The sequence below is a fragment of the Achromobacter ruhlandii genome, from assembly GCF_002082135.1.
In the GTDB taxonomy this organism is placed as follows: Bacteria; Pseudomonadota; Gammaproteobacteria; order Burkholderiales; family Burkholderiaceae_B; genus Achromobacter; species Achromobacter ruhlandii.
Window position 1 is genome coordinate 2166412 of sequence record NZ_CP017433.1, and the last position, 22240, is coordinate 2188651.

The 22240-nt window shown below is 68.9% G+C and carries 21 protein-coding genes; 8 read left to right on the forward strand and 13 right to left on the reverse strand.

The window, feature by feature from the left end:
- Nucleotides 1–161 precede the first annotated feature (161 nt).
- Entirely contained in the window at nucleotides 162–1130 is a 969-nt protein-coding gene (locus tag AruCF_RS09875) for a Bug family tripartite tricarboxylate transporter substrate binding protein (RefSeq protein WP_049073081.1), read from the reverse strand.
- A gap of 73 nt (nucleotides 1131–1203) precedes the next feature.
- Nucleotides 1204–2202 carry a tripartite tricarboxylate transporter substrate binding protein gene (locus AruCF_RS09880; protein WP_049073082.1) on the reverse strand — a complete coding sequence of 333 codons (999 nt, stop codon included), beginning with the start codon at nucleotides 2200–2202 and terminating at the stop codon, nucleotides 1204–1206.
- A 231-nt stretch (nucleotides 2203–2433) separates the two neighbouring features.
- On the opposite strand from AruCF_RS09880, the gene AruCF_RS09885 reads away from it, so the two are divergent.
- The 5 genes from AruCF_RS09885 (at nucleotide 2434) to garL (ending at nucleotide 7305) form a co-directional block, all read left to right on the forward strand.
- A complete protein-coding gene (locus AruCF_RS09885; protein WP_049073083.1) occupies nucleotides 2434–3363 on the forward strand; it encodes a dihydrodipicolinate synthase family protein in 930 nt (309 codons plus the stop codon).
- Between the two features lie 120 nt (nucleotides 3364–3483).
- Nucleotides 3484–4197, forward strand: coding sequence for a FadR/GntR family transcriptional regulator (locus tag AruCF_RS09890; RefSeq protein ID WP_049073084.1), 714 nt, complete (start codon nucleotides 3484–3486; stop codon nucleotides 4195–4197).
- A 54-nt stretch (nucleotides 4198–4251) separates the two neighbouring features.
- On the forward strand, nucleotides 4252–5358 hold the full coding sequence (locus AruCF_RS09895; protein ID WP_049073085.1) for an Ldh family oxidoreductase: 1107 nt from the start codon (nucleotides 4252–4254) through the stop codon (nucleotides 5356–5358).
- Nucleotides 5359–5472: 114 nt separating this feature from the next.
- Nucleotides 5473–6468, forward strand: coding sequence for a Bug family tripartite tricarboxylate transporter substrate binding protein (locus AruCF_RS09900; RefSeq protein WP_049073086.1), 996 nt, complete (start codon nucleotides 5473–5475; stop codon nucleotides 6466–6468).
- Between the two features lie 69 nt (nucleotides 6469–6537).
- Nucleotides 6538–7305, forward strand: a complete 768-nt coding sequence (gene garL, locus AruCF_RS09905; protein WP_049073087.1) for a 2-dehydro-3-deoxyglucarate aldolase — start codon at nucleotides 6538–6540, stop codon at nucleotides 7303–7305.
- 48 nt (nucleotides 7306–7353) lie between these two features.
- Here garL and lysA read toward each other — a convergent pair whose 3' ends face one another.
- Nucleotides 7354–8583: a diaminopimelate decarboxylase gene (gene lysA / locus AruCF_RS09910; protein ID WP_049073088.1), complete on the reverse strand. Its 1230-nt coding sequence runs from the start codon at nucleotides 8581–8583 to the stop codon at nucleotides 7354–7356.
- A gap of 115 nt (nucleotides 8584–8698) precedes the next feature.
- Between lysA and AruCF_RS09915 the strand changes: the two genes are divergently transcribed.
- The gene (locus AruCF_RS09915; protein ID WP_049073089.1) at nucleotides 8699–9613 is read left to right on the forward strand and encodes a LysR family transcriptional regulator; all 915 of its coding nucleotides are present in this window, start codon (nucleotides 8699–8701) and stop codon (nucleotides 9611–9613) included.
- Nucleotides 9614–9834: 221 nt separating this feature from the next.
- Here AruCF_RS09915 and rpsT read toward each other — a convergent pair whose 3' ends face one another.
- From rpsT to AruCF_RS09950, 7 genes are all read right to left on the reverse strand, one after another.
- Nucleotides 9835–10098 carry a 30S ribosomal protein S20 gene (gene rpsT, locus AruCF_RS09920; RefSeq protein ID WP_006396042.1) on the reverse strand — a complete coding sequence of 88 codons (264 nt, stop codon included), beginning with the start codon at nucleotides 10096–10098 and terminating at the stop codon, nucleotides 9835–9837.
- Between the two features lie 310 nt (nucleotides 10099–10408).
- A complete protein-coding gene (locus AruCF_RS09925) occupies nucleotides 10409–11380 on the reverse strand; it encodes a FecR domain-containing protein (protein ID WP_059271500.1) in 972 nt (323 codons plus the stop codon).
- Nucleotides 11381–11578: 198 nt separating this feature from the next.
- Nucleotides 11579–13138: a murein biosynthesis integral membrane protein MurJ gene (murJ, locus tag AruCF_RS09930; protein WP_049073091.1), complete on the reverse strand. Its 1560-nt coding sequence runs from the start codon at nucleotides 13136–13138 to the stop codon at nucleotides 11579–11581.
- Between the two features lie 178 nt (nucleotides 13139–13316).
- Nucleotides 13317–14075 carry a 3-hydroxyacyl-CoA dehydrogenase gene (locus tag AruCF_RS09935; protein WP_006384004.1) on the reverse strand — a complete coding sequence of 253 codons (759 nt, stop codon included), beginning with the start codon at nucleotides 14073–14075 and terminating at the stop codon, nucleotides 13317–13319.
- Between the two features lie 131 nt (nucleotides 14076–14206).
- Nucleotides 14207–14863, reverse strand: coding sequence for an adenylate kinase (gene adk / locus AruCF_RS09940; protein ID WP_049073092.1), 657 nt, complete (start codon nucleotides 14861–14863; stop codon nucleotides 14207–14209).
- A 92-nt stretch (nucleotides 14864–14955) separates the two neighbouring features.
- Nucleotides 14956–15720 carry a 3-deoxy-manno-octulosonate cytidylyltransferase gene (kdsB, locus tag AruCF_RS09945; RefSeq protein WP_049073093.1) on the reverse strand — a complete coding sequence of 255 codons (765 nt, stop codon included), beginning with the start codon at nucleotides 15718–15720 and terminating at the stop codon, nucleotides 14956–14958.
- Nucleotides 15721–15731: 11 nt separating this feature from the next.
- Nucleotides 15732–15917, reverse strand: a complete 186-nt coding sequence (locus AruCF_RS09950; RefSeq protein WP_049073094.1) for a Trm112 family protein — start codon at nucleotides 15915–15917, stop codon at nucleotides 15732–15734.
- Nucleotides 15918–16110: 193 nt separating this feature from the next.
- Here AruCF_RS09950 and AruCF_RS09955 point away from each other — a divergent pair, with 193 nt between their 5' ends.
- Nucleotides 16111–18348 (forward strand): IgaA/UmoB family intracellular growth attenuator, encoded by a 2238-nt coding sequence (locus AruCF_RS09955; RefSeq protein WP_083036689.1) that lies wholly within the window; start codon nucleotides 16111–16113, stop codon nucleotides 18346–18348.
- On the opposite strand, the gene lpxK is transcribed toward AruCF_RS09955, so the two are convergent.
- Genes lpxK through AruCF_RS09970 form a run of 3 tightly spaced genes read right to left on the reverse strand, consistent with a single transcriptional unit; the run spans nucleotide 18345 to nucleotide 20421 of the window.
- Nucleotides 18345–19397 (reverse strand): tetraacyldisaccharide 4'-kinase, encoded by a 1053-nt coding sequence (gene lpxK, locus AruCF_RS09960; RefSeq protein ID WP_049073096.1) that lies wholly within the window; start codon nucleotides 19395–19397, stop codon nucleotides 18345–18347. The two genes, AruCF_RS09955 and lpxK, sit on opposite strands and share 4 nt — an antisense overlap.
- Nucleotides 19394–19807 (reverse strand): ExbD/TolR family protein, encoded by a 414-nt coding sequence (locus tag AruCF_RS09965; protein ID WP_049073097.1) that lies wholly within the window; start codon nucleotides 19805–19807, stop codon nucleotides 19394–19396. The genes lpxK and AruCF_RS09965 overlap by 4 nt, the downstream gene beginning before the upstream one ends.
- Nucleotides 19804–20421, reverse strand: coding sequence for a MotA/TolQ/ExbB proton channel family protein (locus AruCF_RS09970; RefSeq protein WP_049073098.1), 618 nt, complete (start codon nucleotides 20419–20421; stop codon nucleotides 19804–19806). Before AruCF_RS09970 ends, AruCF_RS09965 begins: the two co-directional genes overlap by 4 nt.
- Before the next feature lie 355 nt (nucleotides 20422–20776).
- Here AruCF_RS09970 and xseA point away from each other — a divergent pair, with 355 nt between their 5' ends.
- Nucleotides 20777–22141 carry an exodeoxyribonuclease VII large subunit gene (gene xseA, locus AruCF_RS09975; RefSeq protein ID WP_049073099.1) on the forward strand — a complete coding sequence of 455 codons (1365 nt, stop codon included), beginning with the start codon at nucleotides 20777–20779 and terminating at the stop codon, nucleotides 22139–22141.
- Nucleotides 22142–22240: the final 99 nt, after the last annotated feature.

Here is a 22240-nt window from a genome sequence, read left to right on the forward strand (position 1 = left end):
CGTACAGGTGGGTGGCGAAACCTTCATGCTACTTGATCCGGCCTTGAATCCGGCTGAGAGGGCGCGGGCCGCGGGAGCCCTCCCGCGCCGCGCCCTTGAGCGGCGGGCTAGAATCGGGCTGCCCAAGGCAGCCCGCCCCAAGCAGCCCATCTCAAGCAGCCTTACTCCAGCTGGATATTGGCCTTCTGGATCACGTCCTTCCAGCGCTTGACCTCGGCCTGCTGGAACGCGCTGAACTGCTGCGGCGTGTTCGCCACGACCTCGAAGCCCAGGCCCTGCAGCGTCTTCTCGGTTTGCGGATCGCGCAGGGCGGTCTGCAGGGCCTTGGTCAGCTGCTGCACCACGGCCGGCGGGGTGCCCTTGGGCACCGCGAAGCCCTGCCACGAATACACCACCATGTCCTTGATGCCGGCCTCGGCCAGCGTCGGCACGTCCGGCAGGTCCACCGCGCGCGCGTCGCCGGTGATGGCCAGCGCCTTGAGCTTGCCGGCCTTGATGTGCGTCTGCACCGCGCCCAGGTTCTGGAACGACACGTTGACCTGGCCGCCGATCAGGTCGGCGATGGCGGCGCCGCCGCCACGGTACGGCACGTCCACGCCCGAGGTCTGGGTGCGCTGGCGGAACATCACCGCCGACAGGTGGTCGGACGAGCCCGTGCCGGACGAGGCGTACGACACCTTGCCCGGATTCTTGTTGGCGTAGTCGACCAGTTCGGCCACCGTGCTGGCCGGGAACGACGGCGAGGCCACCAGCACGTTGGGATTGCGCACCGCCTGGGTCAGGTACTCGAAGTCCTTGCTCGGGTTGTACGAGAGGTTCTTGTACAGCGCCTCGTTGATGGCGAAGGTGCCGATCGAGCCGACCATCATGGTGTAGCCGTCGGACGTGGCGCGGGCCAGCGCCTGCGCGCCGATGGCGCTGTTGGCGCCCGGCTTGTTCTCGACCACGAAGGTCTGGCCCAGCGCTTTCGTCAGCCCCGGCGTGACGCTGCGCGCCGTGATGTCGGACGAGCCGCCCGGCACGAACGGTACGATCATCGTGACGGGCTTGGTGGGATAGCCGGCGGCGTGGACCGCCGGCCCGGCAAGCAGGGCGGCGGACAGCGCGACCGCGCTGATCGATCTGTTCATGGTGTCTCCTGGTTCGCGTGATGATGAAGAACCCGGCGCCCACGCGTGGCGGCCGGGCCCGGATCGGCGCGGGTCAGTCGACCTTGGCGCCCGATTGCTTCACGACCGCGGCCCATTTGACGGTTTCCCGCGCCATGAACTGGGTGAACTGCGCCGGCGTGTTGCCCGACGGCGTCGCGCCCTGGGCCTGCAATTGTTCGCGCACCGGCGCCTGCCGCAGCGCCGCGGCGACATCGCGCTGGACCTTGTCGACGATCTGTTGTGGCGTGCCCGCCGGGGCCAGCAGGCCGAACCAGCTGGACGCCTCGTAGCCTTGCACGCCGGCCTCGGCCAGCGTCGGCACGTCCGGCAGCGCCGGCGAGCGCGTGGCGGTGGTGACCGCCAGCGGCCGCAGCTTGCCGCCCTTGATGAAGCCCATCGACGACGGCAGGTTGTCGAAGATCAGGTCGGCCGACCCCGCCATCACATCCGTCAGGGCCGGACTGCTGCCCTTGTAGGGCACGTGCGTCATGCGGGTGCCTGTCATGGTCTGGAATAGTTCCCCCGACAGATGGGTCGAGGTGCCGTTGCCGGTCGAGGCCATGTTGACGCTGCCGGGATTGGCCTTCAGGTATTTGATCAGGTCCGCCACGCTGCGGATGCCGTGCTTGTCGGCAAAAGCCGGATTCAGTTCCAGCACGTTGGGCACCGGGATCACCAGCGTGACCGGCGTGAAGTCCTTGACCGGGTCGTAGGGCAGCTTGGCGTAAACGGACTGGTTGATGGCATGGGTGCTGACGGTGCCCATCAGCAGCGTGTAGCCATCGGGCGTGGCGCGGGCGGCTTCGGCGGTGCCGACGTTGCCGCCCGCGCCCGCCTTGTTGTCCACCACCACCGCCTTGCCCCAGGCCTTGCCCAGTTCGGCCGCGACCACGCGCGCGGCGATGTCGGCGGTGCCGCCGGCGGGGAAGGGCACGATGATCCTGACGTCGCGCGCCGGATAGTCGGCGGCGCGCGCGGCGGCGGGCAACAGGGCTGCCGCCGCCAGACAGGCGGCAAGGGCCAGGCGGCCGCGCAAGGGGGCTGCAAGCATGGAAGTCGTCTCCTCGTGTGCGCGTGGCCGCGCATCGTTTGTGGGGTGTTCCTGCCAGGCCGGGGCCCGGGTCTGAATGCTGCCGGCGTCTGTCGCGCCTTGCCGTCGTAATGCCGATGACTTGTAAAACGAATATAGGTATTGAGGGTCTACTTGTCAACCAAGTATACTTTTTCCAAGCCACTCATCTAACAACTGGATTCCCCCTCGGAATTCGCCAGGAGACCCGCCATGAAAACCTCCCCGGTCACCGTGCAGGACCTGCAGCGTTCCGTCATCGCGGTCCCGCCGCTGGCGCGCCATGCCGACCTGTCGCTGAACGAAGCCGCCAACCAGGCCCTGCTGCGGCACCTGGAGGCGGGCGGGGTGCGCAACGTGATGTACGGCGGCAATGCCAACTTCTACAACGTCGGCGTGGGCGAATACGCGCGCATCGTCGATATGCTGGCCGCGCTGGCCGGGCCGGACACCTGGATCCTGCCGTCGGTCGGCCCCGATTTCGGCAAGATGATGGACCAGGCGGCGATCCTGCGCGGCCGCGCGTTTCCCACGGCCATGCTGCTGCCGATGTCGTTTCCCTACACCGACGCCGGCCTGGCCGACGGCGTGCGCCGCTTCACCGACGCGCTGGGCAAGCCCGCGGTGGTCTACATCAAGTCCGCCGATTACCTGGCGCCGGCCACGGCGGCGCGCCTGGTCGAGGAAGACCGCATCGTCGCGTTCAAGTACGCCGTGGTGCGCGAGGACCCGGCGCGCGACGCCTACCTGTCGGCGCTGCTGCAAAGCGTGGACGCCAATCGCGTGGTCAGCGGCATCGGCGAGCGCCCGGCCATCGTCCACTACCGCGACTTCGGCCTGAAGAGCTTCACCTCCGGCTCGGTCTGCGTGGCGCCGCGCGGCTCGATGCGCCTGCTGCGCCTGCTCAAGGAAGGCCGCCACGACGAGGCCGAGTCGGTGCGGGCCCACTACCTGGGCCTGGAGGACTGCCGCGACGCGATCAGCCCGATCCGTGTGCTGCACGACGCCGTGACCCTGTCGGGCGTGGCCGACATGGGTCCGATGCTGCCGCTGCTGACCGGTATTTCCAGCGCCGAGCGCGAGCGGGTCGCGCCGGTGGCGCGCGCGCTGGCCGAGTGGGACCGCGAAGCCGTCGCGGCCTGACGACCGCGCCCGCCGCATCGGCGGTACGATGAGCGCTGTCGATACGCCCCAGGAGATTTCGTGGCCCGACCCAAAGCATCGCCTCCCTCCGCGCCGTCCGCGTCCGCCGAGCCGGACGCCATGGGCGCGCTGGTGCTGGAACGCGGCCATCGCGTGCGGCTGGCCGACCAACTGTACGGCCAGATCTTCGAGCAGATCGTCGCCGGCAATCTCAACGTCGGCGACAAGCTGCCTTCCGAGAACGAGATTTCCGAGCGCTTCGGCGTGTCGCGGCCGGTGGTGCGCGAAGCGCTGCTGCGGCTGCGCGCCGACGGCCTCATCACCGCGCACCAGGGCCTGGGCACCTTCGTCAGCCACCAGCCGGCGCCGCGCCTGACGGCCTTCAGCGATGTCGGCAATGTCGGCGCCTACCTGCGCGCGCAGGAATTGCGCGTGGCGCTCGAGGGCGACGCCGCGCGGCTCGCGGCGCTGCGCCGCACCGACGAGCAACTGCACAAGATCGAGGCCGCGCACGCCGCCTTCGCCGACAGCCTGGCGCGCGGCCAGATGTCGGCCGAGGCCGACCTGGCGTTCCACGCCAGCATCACCGAGGCCACCGGCAACGACTTCTATCTCGGGGTGCTGGAAAGCATCCACGAGTCCATCAACGGCTTCATGCGCCTGACGCTCAACCTGACCCGCACCGGGTCGCGCCAGCGCGCCCAGCGCGTCCTCGACGAGCACGCCACCATCCTCGACGCGATCCGCGCCCAGGACGGCGAGCGCGCCCGGGTCGCCATGCAATTCCACCTGGGCCAGGCCCGCCATCGGCTGGTCGACCGCGAACGCGATTGACCGGCCGCTCGCGCCGTCCGGGAGCTTCACACTGACAACAGCAGGAGACATCGCGTGCAAGGCAATGGTTCGGCAGGAACAGCGGCATCGGCGGGGCAGGTGCGTGAACAGATTCTGATCGTGTTGCAGGCCTGGGGCATGGCGCCCGACCTGGCCGCCATCACCGCCGGCCTGATGGCCGAGACGGATCTGCTGGGCATCGATTCGCACGGCATCTCGATGCTGCCGTCATACGAGGAAAAGCTGCGCGCCGGCACGCTCAAGCTCGACGCGCGCCCGCGCGTGGTGCGCGACGGCGGCGCCAGCGCGCTGCTCGACGGCATGGGCGGGCTGGGCTATCCGGTATCGGCGCAGGCCATGAACCTGGCCGTCGACAAGGCGCTGGAGCATGGCGTGGGCGCGGTGTCAGTGTGCAATTCGCATCACTTCGGCGCGGCTGGCGTCTATGCGCGCATCGCGGTCGAGCGCGGCGTGGTCGGGCTGGTCACCAGCAGCGCCAATGGCGTCATCATGGTGCCCACGCGCGGCGCCATGCCGATGCTGGGCACCAACCCCATCGCCTTCGGCGCGCCGGCCGCGCACAACGAGCCGTTCGTGCTCGACATGGCCACCACCACCGTGGCGGCCAACAAGGTCAAGGTCTACGACTTCCTCGGCAAGCCGCTGCCGCCGGGCTGGGCGGTGGACGGGCGGGGCGAGCCCGTCACCGCCGCCGACACCGCCATGCAGTTCATCTTCAAGCATCCCGAGGGCGGGCTGACGCCGCTGGGCGGCACGCCGGCCATGAGCAGCCACAAGGGCTATGGCCTGGCGATGATGGCGCAGATCCTGGGCGGCACGCTCAGCGGCAGCGCGCTGGCGGCGCGCCGCAACGTCACGCGCCGTCCCGGCGAACCGGACGACGTCGGCCACTTCTTCCTGGCGCTCAATCCCGACGCCTTCCGCGCCAGCGGCTCGTTCGAGTCGGACATGGACGACCTGATCGACACGCTGCACGACACCCCGCCGGCGCGGCCCGACGAACCGGTGCTGGTGGCCGGCGAACCCGAGGCCGCCGAGCGCGCGCGCCGCCGCGAGCAGGGCATCCCGATCCCGCCCGCCCTCGCCACGCGCCTGCGCGAGATCTGCCAGCGGGCCGCGGTGCCGTATTTGCTGGACTGAGCCCTCCGCCCGGTCGCATGACGTTTTCCCCGCCGCGCGGGCCTGTCCGCGCGTTGATTCACCGACCCGGCCATCGGGCGGCAAGCATTAGAAAAACACGACAAGGAGACAACCATGCAACACAAGACATCGCCGGCGCGCCGCCGGCTGGGACTGGCCGCGCTGGCATTGGGCGCGGCCACGGCGATCGCGCCGGGGCTGCTGCTGGCGCAGGACTGGCCGACACGGCCGGTCAAGCTGATCGTGCCATTCCCCGCGGGCGGCAGCACCGACGCGGTCGGACGCCTGCTGGCCGCCGAGCTGTCCAAGGAACTGGGGCAGAGCGTGGTGGTCGAGAACAAGGGCGGCGCCAACGGCAACATCGGTTCCGATGTGGTCGCCAAGGCCGAGCCCGACGGCTACACGCTGCTGCTGTCGGGGGTGGGCTCGAACGCCATCAGCTATTCGCTCTACCAGAGCATGCCGTACCGCGACAGCGACTTCGCCCATATCTCGCTGCTGGCCACCGGGCCCAACGTGCTGGTGGCCAACATGGATTTCCCGGCCACCAACTTCGCCGACTTCATCAAGCTGGTGCGCGCCAATCCGGGCAAGTACACCCACGCCAGCTCGGGCAATGGGTCGTCGGGCCACCTGGCCATGGAGATGCTCAAGCAGGCCGCCAAGATCGACCTGGTGCACGTGCCCTACAAGGGCGGCGCCGCCGCCATCACCGACATGATCGGCGGCCGTGTCTCGGTGATGTTCCTGAACCAGGACACGCTGCTGCCGCAGGTCAAGTCCGGCAAGCTGCGCGCGTTGGCGGTGGCCAGCGCCAAGCGCAATCCCGCCTATCCGGATACGCCCACGGTCGCGGAGTCCGGCTATCCGGGCTTCGCCGCCGAATCATGGTTCGGCCTGTCGGCGCCGGCCAAGACGCCGCCGGCCGTCATTCAGCGGCTGAACCAGGCGACCGTCAAAGCCCTGGCTTCACCGGATATCCGGCAGAAGCTGGAAAGCGTAGGCTTCGTGGTGGTGGGCGACGACCCCAAGGCGTTCTCGGCCTTCGTCCAATCCGAAATCACCAAATGGGGCGCGGCGGCCAAGGCCTCCGGCGCCCGCATGGACTAGCGTTCTGTATCAACTCCCCCCGCGCGCCGGGCGGCGCCGGGGGTTCAATACGATGGGAAACACGCAGCGATGACTTCACCCTTGCCCAACCGCTTTCGCCAACGCATCCTGGCGCGCGAGCGCCTGATCGGTTTCTGGATGTGCATGTCCAGCCACATCACCGCGGAAGTCGCGGGCCTGGCCGACTTCGACTGGCTGCTGCTGGACGGCGAGCACTCGCCCAACACCGTGCCGATGTTCCTGCAGCAGCTGCAGGCCCTGCAGGGCAGCGCCAGCGCCGCCATCGGCCGGCCGACCTGGAATGATCCGGTCGAGATCAAGCGCCTGCTCGACATCGGCTTCTACAACCTGCTGATCCCCTTCATCGAATCCGAGGACGACGCGCGCCGCGCCGTGGCCGCCACACGCTATCCGCCGCAGGGTATCCGCGGCGTGGCCGGCATGCAACGCAGCAACCGCTACGGCACCGTGCCGGATTACTTGAAGACCATCAACGACAACATCTGCGTGCTGCTGCAGATCGAGAGCCGGCCGGGCATCGAGGCGGTCGATGCGATCGCCGCGGTCGAGGGCGTGGATGGCGTCTTCATCGGCCCGTCGGACCTGGCCGCGGCCCTGGGCCATCTGGGCAACCCGGGCCACCCGGAAGTGCAGGAAGCGATTCGCCACCTGTACCAGCGCGTCAGCGCGCAGGGCAAGGCGGTGGGCATCCTGGCGCCGGTGCAGGCCGATGCGCGCCGCTACCTGGACATGGGCATGCACTTCGTCGCGGTCGGCACCGACCTGGGTGTGTTCAAGCAGGCCACCTTCGCGTTGCGCGAGGCCTTCCCCACCTGATCCTGCCTGATCTCGCGGCCGTCGCGTTCGCCACGGCCGCGCCTTGCCTTACTGCTCCAGCGCCAGCAGGTCGGCGACCGTCTGGCGGCGGCGGATCAGGCGCGCCTCGTTGCGGTCCAGCAGCACTTCGGCCGCCAGCGGCCGGGTGTTGTAGTTCGAGGACATCGACGCGCCATAGGCGCCGGCATTGTGGAATACCAGGAAGTCGCCGATGCGCGGCCGCGGCAGCGACTGATCCGAGACCACGCCGCCGGCGTCCTGCGTGAACACGTCGCCCGATTCGCACAGCGGACCGGCCACGGCGACGCGGGTCTCGGCCGTCGGCGGCGTGGCGCCGTCCGGCGCGTGCACCGAGATGCGGTGGTAGCTGCCGTACATGGCCGGGCGCATCAGGTCGTTGAAGCCGGCGTCCACCAGCGCGAAATCGCGCTCGGGGCGGCGGTTGATCGCGTGCACTTCAGCCACCAGCGCGCCGGCCTCGGCCACCAGGAAGCGGCCCGGTTCGATCTCCAGGCGCACCTGGTGGCCCAGGCGCTGTTCGATGCGCTTGCGGGCTGCGTCCCATTGGGCGAAGTAGTGGTCGCAGTCGATGCGCGGCTCGCCCTCGCGATACGGAATCGACAGACCGCCGCCGGCCGAGATGGCCTCGATGTCGTGGTCCAGCGAGGCGACCACGTCGACCATCGCGTCGCACACGCTGGACAGGTGGCCATAGTCCACGCCCGAGCCGATGTGCATGTGGATGCCGACCAGCTTCAGGCCGTAGCGGCGCACGATGCCGATGGCCGCCGCGACGTCGTCGATCCAGATGCCGTGCTTGCTTTGCGGGCCGCCGGTGTTGGTCTTGTTGCTGTGGCCGTGGCCGAAGCCCGGGTTGATGCGCAGCCACACGCGGTGCCCCGGCGCGTGCTGGCCGACGCGTTCGAGCATGTCGAGCGAGCCGGCGTTCACGGTGATGCCGTGCTTGATGACGGTGGCCAGGGTGGCGTGGTCGATCAGGTCGGCCGTGAACACCACGCCGGCCGGCTCGCCCGCGGGCTCGAAGCCGGCGGCCAGGCTGCGTTCGATCTCGCCCAGCGACACCGCGTCCACCATCACGCCCTCGGCGCGCATCAGGCGCAGGATGTGCAGGTTGGAGCAGGCCTTCTGCGCGTAGCGGATGACGTCGAAGCGGCGCAGCTGGGCGATGCGCTCGCGGATGACGGCGGCATCGTAGACCCACAGCGGGGTGCCGTGCTCGGCGGCGAGTTGGGTGAGCTGGCGCGGATCGAAAGCCATCGCGGATGAACCTTGTAGCGGGAAAGAAGGGGGAGGCGGGCATGATGCCCGACGTGGGTCATCCAGTAAAATGCTTATATTTTCCACATCGATTCATTCTTGATATGGACTCAGCATGCTGACCCATCGCCATGTCGAAGTGTTCCGCGCCCTGATGATCGCCGGCAGCGTCACCAAGGCCGCCGATCTGCTGTTCACGTCGCAACCCACCGTGAGCCGCGAGCTGGCACGCATGGAACAGGCCATCGGCTTCGCGTTGTTCGAGCGTGTGCGTGGCCGCCTGCGGCCCACCATGCCGGCGCTGGCGCTGTATGACGAGGTGCGGCAGTCGTATGCGGGGCTGGAGCGTGTCGCCTCGACCGCCGCGCGCCTGCGCGCGTTCCAGGATGGGCAGTTGGCCGTGATCGCGCTGCCGGCGTTTTCGCATTCGCTGCTGCCGGGGGCGTTCCGCCGCTTCAGCCAGGCCCATCCGGGCGTCAGCCTGGCGCTGGAGGCGCAGGAGTCGCCGTTCCTGGAAGAATGGCTCACGGCCCAGCGTTACGACCTGGGCTTGACCGAACATGAGCTGGAGCCGGCCGGCACGCGCCTGGAGCTGCTGGTGGAGGTCGATGAGGTCGCGGTGTTGCCCGATGGCCATCCGCTATTGGCGCGGGCCGCCCTGGATCTGGCCGATTTCTCCGGCGAACCGTTCGTCAGCCTGTCGTCCAGCGATCCCTATCGCATCCAGATCGACGAGGCCTTCGCGGCCCAGGGCGTCCTGCGGCGCGCCATCATCGAGACGCCGACGGCGGTGTCGGTGTGCGCGTTCGTGCGCCAGGGGCTCGGCCTGGCCATCGTCAATCCGCTGACCGCGCTCGATTTCGTCGGCCGTGGCCTGCACCTGCGGCCGCTGCGGCGGTCGTTTCCGTTCCGGGTCAACCTGGTGTTTCCGGAGCATCGTCCCAAGAATCCGCTGGTTGATCCCTTCACCGCCATGCTGCGGGACGAAGCCGCGCAGATGCGCGCCCGGCTGGCGGCTCGGCCGCAGTGACGGGCCGCTCAAAAAACACGGGTGGGCAACAACGACAGGCAAAAGCGCCGGGCTAAGGTATCAGGCAAAAGCGCGGACTAACGTACCACGCAAAAGCGCCCGGCAAAAAAAAGGGCAACAAAAGCAGGCAACAAAAGCGGGCAACAAAAAAGGATGCCCGTGGGCATCCTTCTTCATTTGCCGTATTCATGACGCTCCGCTTGGCGGAGCGGCAGAATGGCTTAGGCCAGCGCCTTGATGGCGGCAGCCAGGCGGCTCTTGTGGCGAGCGGCCTTGTTCTTGTGGATGATGTTCTTGTCGGCCACGCGATCGATCACGCTGGAGGCCTTTTGGAACACTTCGCCAGCCGCAGCCTTGTCGCCGGCGGCGATGGATTGGCGAACGCGCTTGATGGCGGTGCGCAGCATCGAGCGCAGGCTGGAATTGTGCTTGTTGCGCTCAACGGATTGGCGAGCGCGCTTGCGGGCTTGGGCGGTATTGGCCATGTTGCTATGTAAGTTGAATTCGGCAAAGTCGAACATTTTAGCAAGTCCCCGGGGGATTGCAAGCTTTAAATGCCGTGTCTGCCGATGAGGCGCCCGTCAACCGGGCGGGGGCGCTGCGAGGAAAACCCCTCGGGCCGCAGGTCCCGGGTTGGGCACCCGGGCTGGAGACCTGATGGGCATCGATGGGAGCCGTGGGATCGACCCGTGATCAACGCCTGATGGTGGCCCTGCCGCGCCTACTGGATAAAAATACGGTACTGAGTATACAACGAAGCGGCTTTTCGTTACAGCCGCGCGTCGGCGACCGTGGTCAGGTCGCGACGTTGATCGACACGAACCAGGGGGTATAGCGCCGCACTTGGATCGGCATCTGGTCCTGCAGCGCATCGAGCGCGGCGTCGGTATCGTCCAGCGGGAAATGTCCGGACACCGGCAGGCCGCCGGCGGCCATGGAGACCCGCAGGGTGCCGCTGCGGTAGGGGCGCAGGGCGGCAATGACTTCGGCCAGGGGGCGGCCTCGGGCATCGACCCAGCCGGCTTCCCAGGCGGCCTCGGCCATCAGTTCGGCGCGCGGGGTATCGATGCGCGAGGCGTCGAAACGCGCGCCAGTGCCGGCGCGGACGATGCCGTGGGCACCGGCCATGGTTTCCACCACGACTTCGTGTTCATGCACCACCACCACGGTGCGCTGGGCCTGCTGGCGCACCATGTAGCGGGTGCCCAGCGCGCGCACGGTGCCCTCGGCGGTCTGGACCAGGAACGGCCGGCGGGCGTCGGGCGCCACCGAGACCGTGACGGCGCCGTCCAGCAGGCGCACCTGGCGGTAGGCGGGGGAGAAATCCAGGTTGACGCGGCTGCGGGCGTCCAGCAGCAGCTGACTGCCGTCGGACAGGATGTAGCGGCGGCGCTCGCCGGTGGCCGTGGCGGCATCGGCCGCGACATTGCTCAGCGGATAGAAGGCATTGCCCACGTAGGCGGCGCAGGCCCCGGCGCTGGCGAGCGCGAGCGAGCCGGCCAGGAAGCGGCGACGCGGCGGCACGCCGACGGCCGTGGGGGCCGGCGGAGCGGAAATCAGCGGTGGCGGGGCTGCCGTGGCATAGCCGGCCGGGTAGGCGTCGCCCAACCGGCCGAAGTTCGATCCTGTCAATGTGCCCGTCAATTGTTGCCAGGCATTCTCATGGAGAGGATCTGCTGCGCGCCACGCCAGGAAATCGTTGTAGTCCTGCGCCGTCGCTTTACCGGAGCGCAGCAGCAGCAACCAATTGATTACTTGGTCCGCCATGGGGTGTCCTTGGGCGTACTTCACTTCATCACGCCGCCCGGCGGAGGCCGGACGGGAATCCTTTCGATGGCAATTTGTAAATAATAAAGGTTTTTTACCAAAGATTACCGGGTGCTTGTCAATTCTTGACGAATCAAATGCAAAAAAAGCCGGCGGCTGGCCGGCTTTTTGCGGAGATGGCGGGGAAAACGCCGAAAATCATCGAGCGGCCCGGCGTCCGAAGTCTCGGGGACGGAACCCAAACAGTAACAACATGCCGAAGTAGACCGCCCCGCTCGCCGCCAGCACGCCGCCCAGCCACAGCGCGCGGTGGCCGGAATGGGCTTGCAGGCCGATCCAGTCAATACGGCCATCAGCGTAGACGAGCAAGGCGGCCAGCGCCGCCAGCGCCGGGATCAGCCGCAGCGTGAAGCGGCCCCAGCCGCTGCCGGGTTGGTAGACGCCACGGCGGCGCAGGCCGATCAGCAGCGCCAGCGCGTTCAGGCAGGCGCCCAGACCGATGGCGAGCGCCAGGCCGGCGTGGGCCAGCAGCGGCACCAGCGCCAGGTTCATCAACTGGGTCAGGATCAGTACGCCGATGGCGATCTTCACCGGCGTGCGGATGTCCTGCTTGGCATAGAAGCCGGGCGCCAGGATCTTCACCGCCAGCAGGCCGATCAGGCCGGCCGAATAGGAAATCACGGCCAGCCGGGTCTGCAGCACATCCTGCGCCGAAAACGCGCCATAGTGGAACAGCGTTGCCACCAGGCCGTCCGACAGCAGCGCCATGCCCACCGCCGCTGGCAGTCCCAGCAGCAGCACCAGCCGCAGGCCCCAGTCGAGCAGCGCGCTGTAGCCGCCATGGTCGTCGCGGGCGTGGGCGGCCGACAGGCTCGGCAGCAGCACCGTGCCCAGCGCCACCCCCAGCAGGGCGGTCGGGAATTCCATCAGGCGATCGGCGAACGACAGCCAGGTAACGCTGCCGGGCGTGAGCCAGGTGGCGATGTTGGTGTTGATCAGCAGCGAAATCTGCGCCACCGACACGCCCAGCGTGGCGGGCGCCATCTGCTTGAGGATGCGCTGCACCGTCGGGTCGGCCCAGGTTTCGCGAAAGCGCAGCGAGAAGCGCGGCGTCAGGCCCAGCCGCGCCAGCGCCACCCATTGCACGGCCAGTTGCGCCACGCCGCCGATCATCACGCCGATGGCCAGGGCATAGACCGGCACGTCCATGCACGGGGCCAGCCAGAGGCAGGCGGCGATCATGGACAGGTTCAGCAGCACTGGCGTGAAGGCCGGCACGGCAAAGCGCCGCCAGGTGTTGAGCACGCCCGAGGCGAACGCAATCAGCGACATGCAGAAGATGTAGGGAAACATCACCCGCGTCATCCACACCGCGGCGCCAAATTCGGTGTCGCGCGCGGCGCCGCGCAGGCCGCTGGCCATGGCCGACACCACCCAGGGCGCGGCAATGATGCCGATCAGCGTGATCGCCATCAGGGCCGCGGTGAGCAGCAGCGCCACCCGGTCCAGCAGGGTGCGGACCTCGGCTTCGGAGCGGTTGTTGCGGGCATGGCCCAGGATCGGCACGAAGGCCTGGGCGAAGGCGCCCTCGGCGAACAGCCTGCGCAACAGGTTGGGAATGCGGAAGGCGACCCAGAAGGCGTCGGTGATGGGGCCGGCGCCGAAGGCGCGCGCCACCAGGATGTCGCGCACCAGCCCGGAAATACGGGACAGCAGGGTGAAGCTGCTGACGGTGGCCGCGGAACGGAACAGGCTCATGGGGGTGACTGGATGGAGGCGGACGGCCGTCAATGGAAAATAGCCTTCCTCGAAGGGAAGGACCGTTGCAGGCCTGGGCACTTCAAAGGATGGCTTTTCCCCGCCGGGCCGCCCCAAGGGGAAAAAGCCCCCTCGGGGGGCAGAGAGCCCCCGCAGGGGGCGAAGCGTGGGGGCATTTTTACTTCGGCGGCATCCGGATGGCGCCATCCAGGCGGATCGTCTCGCCGTTCAGCATGTCGTTGGTGATGATGGCGTGCACCAGCTTGGCGTAGTCCTCCGGGCGGCCCAGGCGGGCGGGGAAGGGGATGCTGGCGGCCAGCGAGTCCTGCACTTCCTGCGGCATGCCGAAGATCATCGGCGTGCCGAAGATGCCGGGAGCGATCGTCATGCAGCGGATGCCGGTCTTGGCCAGGTCGCGGGCGATCGGCAGGGTCATGCCGGCCACGCCGGCCTTGGAGGCGGCGTAGGCCGCCTGGCCGATCTGGCCGTCGAACGCGGCGACCGAGGCCGTGTTGATCATCACGCCGCGCTCGCCGGTGGGCTCGGGCGTGTTGCCGCTCATGGCCTCGGCGGCCAGGCGCATCATGTTGAAGCTGCCGATCAGGTTGATCGACACGACCTTCTGGAACAGGTCCAGCGGGTGCGCGCCGTTCTTGCCGACGATCTTGGCGGCCGGCGCCACGCCGGCGCAGTTGACCAGGCCGAACAGGGTGCCGAGTTCCTTGGCGGCGGCAACGGCGCGCTGGCCGTCGGCCTCTTGCGTCACGTCGCAGTGCACGTAGCGCTGGCCCAGTTCCTTGGCCAGTTCCTCGCCAGGGCCGTCCTGCAGGTCGGCGATAACGACCTTGGCGCCGTTGGCCACCAGCATGCGCACGGTGCCGGCGCCCAGGCCGGATGCGCCGCCGGTCACGATGAATACCTTGTTCGCGATTTCCATGTTTCTACCACCAGATCAATTCAAGGGATGAAAACGGCGCGCCGGGCGCCGGATGCGAAAAGGCCTTCGGGCCGGGGGCGGAACGCGTCGCGTCCGGCCGGCGCCGAAGGCCTGGGCCTGCGAAGCGCCGATCAGCTCTTGACGGCGTCGAACAGGCGCGACTTGATTTCCTCGACCGCGCCGACGCCGGAGATCTTGCGGTACTTCGGCGCGTCGGCCGGGTTCTGCTGGGCCCAGGACGAGTAGTAGTCGACCAGCGGACGGGTCTGCTGGCGGTACACGTTCAGGCGGTTGCGCACCGTTTCCTCGCGATCGTCGTCGCGCTGGATCAGGTCTTCGCCGGTGACGTCGTCCTTGCCTTCGACCTTGGGCGGGTTGAAGCGCACGTGGTAGCTGCGGCCGCTGGGCTGGTGCACGCGGCGGCCGCTCATGCGTTCGATGATGTCTTCTTCGGGGACTTCGATCTCGACTACGTAGTCCAGCTTGACGCCGGCGCTCTTGAGCGCATCGGCTTGCGGAATGGTGCGCGGGAACCCGTCGAACAGGTAGCCGTTGGCGCAGTCGGGCTGCTTCAGGCGATCCTGGACCAGGCCGATGATGATCTCATCCGAGACCAGGCCGCCGGCATCCATGACCTTCTTGGCTTCGATGCCCAGGGGCGTGCCGGCCTTGACCGCCGCGCGCAGCATGTCGCCGGTGGAGATCTGGGGAATGCCGAAATGCTGGGTGAGAAACGCGGCCTGAGTGCCTTTGCCGGCGCCGGGAGGTCCGAGCAAGATGAGACGCATGAGTGCTCCTGAATGGGGTTTAATTTTTGTGATCCGAGCGATTATGCCGCAACGCAACAGCCTCTGCGGGGCCGCGCCATGCGAAATAACCCTTATAGACGATTGCTGTAGATCAAGCGAACGCGTTCCAGGTCGGCCGGGGTGTCTACGCCGGCGGCCGGAGGATGCGACGCCCGATGGACGACGATGACGTGGCCGTGCTCCATCGCGCGCAGTTGCTCCAGCGACTCGAACCGTTCCAGCGCGCCTTGCGGCAGGGTCGGGTAGCGGCGCAGGAATGACACGCGGTAGGCGTACAGGCCGATGTGGTGCCAGGCGGGCAGGCCCTCGGCCAGCACGCGTTCGCCGCCGGCCAGCGCGTCGCGCGCCCACGGGATCGGCGCGCGCGAGAAATACAGCGCGCGGCCGTCGACGGCGCAGACCAGCTTGACCACATTGGGGTTGAACAGCGCCTGGGCGTCGGCCAGCGGACAGGCGCAGGTGGCGATGTCCGCCTCCGGGCTGTCGGCCAGGCGGGCGGCCACGGCGTCGATGAGTTCGGGTTCGATCAGCGGCTCGTCGCCCTGCACGTTGACGACGATCGCGTCGTCCGGCAGGCCCAGCTGTTCCACGGCCTCGGCCAGGCGGTCGGTGCCGGTGGGATGGTCGCCGCGCGTCATCAGGGCGCGCAAGCCGTGGGCCTGGGCGGCATGCTGGACGCGCGCGTCATCCGTGGCGATGTAGACCTGCGAGGCGCCGGATTGCGCCGCGCGCTCGGCCGTGCGCACCACCATCGGCTTGCCGGCGATGTCGGCAAGCGGTTTGTCGGGCAGGCGGGTCGAGGCGGTGCGCGCCGGGATCAGGGCGATGAAGCTCACGGCGGGGCGGGTCAGGAGGACGCGGCGGCGGCGTCGTCCAGCGAACGCGCCTCGGATTCAAGCATGACGGGAATGCCGTCGCGCAACGGGAACGCCAGGCGGTCGGCGCGGCAGACCAGTTCGGCCCGGGTCCGGTCGTGTTCGAGGCGGCCCTTGCACAGGGGGCAGACGAGGATGTCGAGAAGGCGGGATTCCATGACCGGGATTCTAAAACAGTTTGGGCGGGCGCAGCCCGCGCCGGGCCGCCTGGTGCGTCGGAAATGACGGCTGCAGGAGGATCGAATTACGTGTTTTGTTAATTGTTGTCATGTTTTGATGCCCCGTGCCCGAAATTTCGGGACGGATGATGGCTATGATCCGCCGCGACGTGAGGAAAGAGGAAACACGACAATGGATTTCAACACCATCCGCATCGGGCTGATGCTCATCATCCTGGCCTGGACGGTCATCAGCGCCATCACCTACATGGCGCGCCGCAGCGGCAACAAGGACGCACTGCGCCAGCTCAAGCGCGAAGGCCAGCCGTTGCGCCGCCTTGGCGCCGAGGAGCAGGCGCTGGTGCAGCCATTCCTGGTGCGGCCCGCCAAGCCCACGCAAAGCGTCGCGCTGCTCAATGACGGCGTGTTCCCGCTGCGCGGCGCCTTCGTGCGGCACGGGCTGGAATCGAGCCACGGCGCCGCCACGCTGCACGACACGCTGGGCGGCGTCGACGTGGTGCTGCCTTACGACGCGCGCGATTATCTGCGCGAGGACAATCAGGCCGAAGTGGTGCTGACGGAGAAATTCGCCATCGTGGTGGCGCTGAACGGCGAATTCGACCTGGTCGGCGGCCGCGAGCGCGAGGCGCGCCGGCAGAAGCAGAACCAGCAATGGTCCAGCGGCAAGCTGGGCGAGATGCAGAACGTGGTCGATGCCGACGCGGTCACCGCGGATGGCGCGGGCCAGACGCCGGACGTCCAGGCCGAGCACGAGTTCGCCGAGGCCATGCGGGTCGAGATCCTTAGCCAGCGCGAGGAAACGCCCGCCGAGATCGCCTGGCGCCGTCCGGCCGGCATCGCCTTCTGGCCCGCCATGCTGTGGCTGGCGGCGTTCGTCTGCCTGGGCGTGGCCGCGGCGGGCGGCGGCCTGGCGTGGCTTGTATCGGCCGCCGCGCCCGCGCTGCTGGCCGTCTGGCTGACCTGGCGCCGCCGGCCGTTGGGCGCGGCGCAGAAAGTAAACCGGGTGCGTGGCGAACTGAACGCAATCGTGCTGACCAACCCGGCCAATGCGCAGGCCGTGTCGACCCAGTTGTTCCTGGGCGACAAGCTGCCGGTGACGCTGCCCGATCATTGGCGCGCCAACCTGGAACTGCCGGAGGATGGTCGCGTCGACGTGGACCTGCGGGTGGAGGACTACGCCGTGTTGCGCCTGGGCAATCGCTTTTCCGTGGATGAGGAGCAGCGCCTGTTCCCGCCGGTGGCCTGGGGCCGCCATGTGACACTGGCGCTCGCGGGGCTGATCGCCGGCGCGGCGTTCGGCCTGGTCGGCGGCGACGATCTGCGCGGCGATGTCGCGCTGACGTCGGCCTGGGCGCGCGGCTTCCAGCCGCGCGTCTACGACTCGGCCACGGCGTTGGCGCAGGACCCGCCCGCGCCTGGCGACGTGGTGGCCTTGAAGGGGATGGGCCGCTGCCAGTTCCAGCCCGATGCGTATCGTCAGGACGAGGTGCGCTTCGACTGCGAGCGGATCCGTTGGCAGGGCGATGCGATCCAGGCCGACGAGCTGCGGCTGGCGCCGGCCGCGCTGGCGTTGTATTCGGGCGCTTTCCTGAAGACCCGGCCCAATCCGATGATGGACATGCTGGTCCGCAACCAGATCTACGGCAGCATGGCCGGCAATCCGCTGGCCGCCTACAACGCCCGCAATGTGTCGGCAGTGACCGTGAACCGCGTGACCGATCTGGTGCTGACGATCGAGCTGGCCTGCGAGGCCGCCACCGGCCAGGCCATCGCCGAGTGCGACCGCCTCAAGGCCGAGACAGTCGACAGCCTGATGCTGGCGCGCGACGAGCCGGACAGTTGGCTGGCACTGTTGCGGCTGGCACAGGGCGGGGCCTTGAAGCAGCAGCGCAATGCCGATGATGGCGTCATCATCACGCGCGCCGCCGATCTGCTGCGCGACCTGGCCAGGAGCAGCATGGAGCCGCAGGTGCGCGAGGCCTTGGCGCGCGCGGGCAATGATCTGATGGCGCGCCAGCGCGGCGGCGTGGTCCTGCAGGTGTGGCCGGGCCGCTACGCCGATCTGCCCCAACTGCCGCCGCGCGACAACATGCCTGATCTGCTGCAGTCGTGGGGCCACCAGACCGCGATGCTGGCGGCCGATGGGGCCCGGCCGTTCCAGGCCGGCGGCGTGGTCACCGCGGTCGGGCGCGAGGCGTCCGGCGCGACGGTCGTCGACGTCGATGCGCGGCGTTCGCTGGACGATCCGTGGCCATCGCTGGCGCGCGTCATCTGGCTGGCGCTGGCGTTGCTGCTGTTGGCGGTGCATGCGCCCCTGGCGGTGCTGCGGCTGCGCGCGGCGGCTGCCCGCAAGCGCGGTCTGGCGGAGTACGCGCGGCGTCCGGCCGCGGCGCGTTCGGCCTTCTTCTAGGAAGGCTGTCGCGGGGCGCGCTGGCGCAGCGCCTGCGCCAGCCAGTCGAACAATCGCGGGTCGGAAAAGCCGGCCCGCACCGGCACTTCCCACAGGCGCGCGTCATGCAACGCGGCGCACTTGATGGCGTCCTTGGACGTGACCAGGATGGTCCGCGCGGCCAGCGCCTGGAAGGGCGAAGTGGCGTAGTCGTGGTGGTCAGGCAGGGGCAGCGTGGCCGCCAGCGTGATGCCCTGGGTCCGCAGCGTGGTGAAGAAACGTTCCGGGTTGCCGATGCCGGCGGCCGCGGCCACGTCCGGCTGGCCGGCGAAGGCGGTCAGCGGGCGGCGCGTGCCGCCCTCGATCTGGCGGGCGTCATCGGGGTCCAGCCACATGGAGACCTGGCGCGGCCCCGGGCCGGAGGGCGCCGTTGCGTGGCCGTCGGGCCCGCCGATATTGGTGATCACCGCATCCACCTCGCGCAGCCGGTTGGCGGGTTCGCGCAAGGGGCCCGCGGGCAGCAGGCGGCCGTTGCCGACGCCGCGCTGGTCCTGCACCACGATTTCCACGTCCCGGGCCAGTGCCAGGTGTTGCAGGCCGTCGTCGGAAACGATCACGTCCACCTGGGGATGGGCGCGCAGCAGCGCCTGGGCCGCCAGCGCGCGGCGCGGATGCACCGCCACGGGCGCGCCGGTGGCGCGCGCGATCAAAGCCGGCTCATCGCCGAATTGCGCCGCGGCCAGTTCGCCCTGGCCGACGCGTGCCTGCGGTCCGAGTTTCACGCCGTAGCCGCGGCTGACCACGCCGGGCGTATAGCCGCGGGCGCGCAGCGCGTCGACGGTGGCAATGACCATGGGCGTCTTGCCGGTGCCGCCCACGTAGATGTTGCCGATCACCACCACGGGCACAGGCGCCCGATAGGCCGTCTTGCGGCCGTCGCGGTAATCGGCGCGCTTGCGCGCCACCACGCGGGCGGTGAGGGCGGCCAGCGGCCGCAGCAGGGTGGAAAGCCAGCCGCCGTGCTGCCATTGGCGCGCAAGCAGCGAGGCCTTGGAGGACGGCGCGCTCACCGGGCGGTCTGGGCGGCGAAGTTGACGCGGCCGATGCCCGCCAGACGGGCCGCCTCCATCACGTTGATCACGGACTGGTGGGTGGCCTGGGCGTCGGCGTTGATGACCACCAGCGGTTCCGTCTTGCCGGCCGCCGCCTGGCGCAGCACCTCGGCGATCTCGGGCGGCGTGGACACGTCGATGAGGGTGCCGTTGAGCGCGTAGCGCCCGTCCTGGCTGATGGCCACTTCCAGCGCCGGCGGGGTTTCCTGCTCGGACGAGGCCTGCGGCAGCGTGACCTTCAGTTGCGTGAAGCGGGCAAAGGACGTGGTGGCGGCCAGGAAGATGAGGATGACCAGCAGGACGTCAATGAGCGGGATCAGGTTGATGTCCAGCTCGTCGCGGTCGCCCCGGGAGCCCCGGAAATTCATGGGCGATCCTCGCGCGGCGCGGGCGAGACGGCGCGCGCCAGGCGCGCGGCCGAGATTTCCATGGCGTTCAGGTAGCCGTCGACCCGACCGCGCAGGTAGCGGTGGGCGATCATGGCGGGAATGGCGATGAGGATGCCGAAGCCGGTGTTGTACAGCGCGATGGAAATGCCGCGCGCCAGCTGGGCCGGATCGCCGCCGCCCGGCGTATATGAGCCGAAGATTTCGATCATGCCGACGACCGTGCCGAACAGGCCCATCAGCGGCGCCACCACGGCAATGGTGCCGATGGCCGGAATGTAGCGGCTGAGGTCGTGGGCCACGGCGCGGCCGGTGTCCTCGACCACGTTGCGCAGTTCCTCGCGCGGCAGGTGGCGATGGCGCATGACCTCGGCCAGCACCCGGCCCAGCGGGGAATTGCGTTCCAGGCGGTTCAGGGCCTCGGGGCTGTCCTGGCGGTTGCGCAGCATCTCGGCGACCTGCTCGTTCAGGCCGCGCGGCATGACCTGGCTGCGGCGCAGCGACAGGAAGCGCTCGAAGATCAGCGCCAGGCCCAGCACGGAAGTCGCCAGCAGGGGCCAGATGGGCCAGCCGGCCTCGCGCAAGATGGAAAGCAAAACGGTCGACTCCAGGGGAGAGGGCCGGGGGCGGTCGGGGCCACGCGCCGGCATCTGATCAAGCCGGAACTGTAACGGCGCGGCGGGGAAGTGGCAAGGGCGGCCGACCGCCGAAACTATCCACAGAATTTGTGGATAATTCTGTGCAAAACTTCCCCGGAACGCTTGTCGGCACAGGGCTTGCGCTTGTTTGCTCCCATTTCGAGCAGCGCTGCGTGGCTGGAATTTCCATAAAAATCATATCTTTAGGTCGAATTTGCTGGCTTTCGGGCCAGTCGCGGCAAAAATGCCCGGACGCGGTATCATTGCGGCCCGCTACGTATGCCCTGTGGACAGGTACGCATCGGAAAGCCTTATGACAATTGAACTTGCGGTCACAAACAACGTATTTGCGCGGGATATCCTGACGGTTGCCCAGCTGAACCAAGCAGTGGGGCAGTTGTTGGAGCGCAGCATCCCGGCGCTGTGGGTGCGCGGCGAGATTTCCAACTTCACACAGGCGGCTTCCGGGCATTGGTACTTCACGCTCAAGGACAGCCGCGCCGCGGTGCGCGCCGTCATGTTCCGAGGCCGCGCCAGCGCGGTGGGTTTCGTGCCGCGCGCTGGCGACCAGGTCGAAATCAGGGCCAGGGTGTCGCTGTACGAGCCGCGCGGCGACTACCAGTTGCAGGTCGATGCCATGCGCCGCGCCGGCCTGGGCAATCTGTACGAGGCCTTTCTGCGCCTGAAGGAACAGCTCGACGCCGAGGGCCTGTTCGACCCGGCGCGCAAGCGCGAGCCGGCGCCGCTGCCGCGCGCCATTGGCGTGATCACCTCGCTGCACGCCGCCGCATTGCGCGACGTCCTGTCGGCGCTGGCCCGGCGCGCCCCCCAGGTGCCTGTCATCATCTACCCGGCGCCGGTGCAGGGCGCCGACGCGGCCGGCCGGCTGGCCGCGCAGATCCGCCTGGCGAACGCCCGCGGCGAAGTCGATACGCTGCTGCTGGTGCGCGGCGGCGGCAGTATCGAGGACCTCTGGAGCTTCAACGACGAGGACCTGGCGCGCGCGATCGATGCCAGCGCCATCACCACCATCAGCGGCGTCGGTCACGAGACCGATTTCACCATCGCCGATTTCGTTGCCGACGTGCGCGCGCCCACGCCGACCGCGGCGGCCGAACTGGCCTGCGTGCCGCGTTCGGAACTGCTGGGCCGCGTCATGTACGCGGCCGAGACGCTGGTGCGCGGGCAGCAGCGCCGCCTGGAACGCGCGGCGCAGCGGCTGGACCGCGCCACCGCGCAACTGGTGTCGCCGGCCCAGCGCCTGGAACACCAGCGGGAACGCCTGAACGGCCTGAGTTACCGCCTGGCCTCGGCCTGGGCCGGTCCGCAGGCGCGCCGCGGCGCCCGCGTCAACTTGCTGGCGCAGCGCCTGGCGCATCGCGTGCCCGATACCCGCCGCGGCGCTGAACGCCTGGCCGCCGTGACGCGTCAACTGGGCCAGGCGCATGCGCGCCTGCTGGCGCGGCGCCGCGACCAACTGGCCGCGGCCGGGGCGCAACTGCGCGCGCTCGATCCAGGCAACACGCTGGCGCGCGGCTATGCTATCGCCCGGGACGCCGACGGCCGCATCGTGCGCGATGCCGCCAGCCTGGCGGCGGGGCAGGGCCTGGACCTGAGCTTCGCGCAGGGCGGCGCCCGCGTCGAAGTCAGGCAAGTGCGCGAGACGCGCGATCTCTGACGCGCGCGGGCAGAGGTCGGTGAAAGGTCAACACGGGCCGTGCGGATGTCGGCCGGCAAGGGTGCAAGGATGCGGTTGAACACACGCAAGCATGCGCGC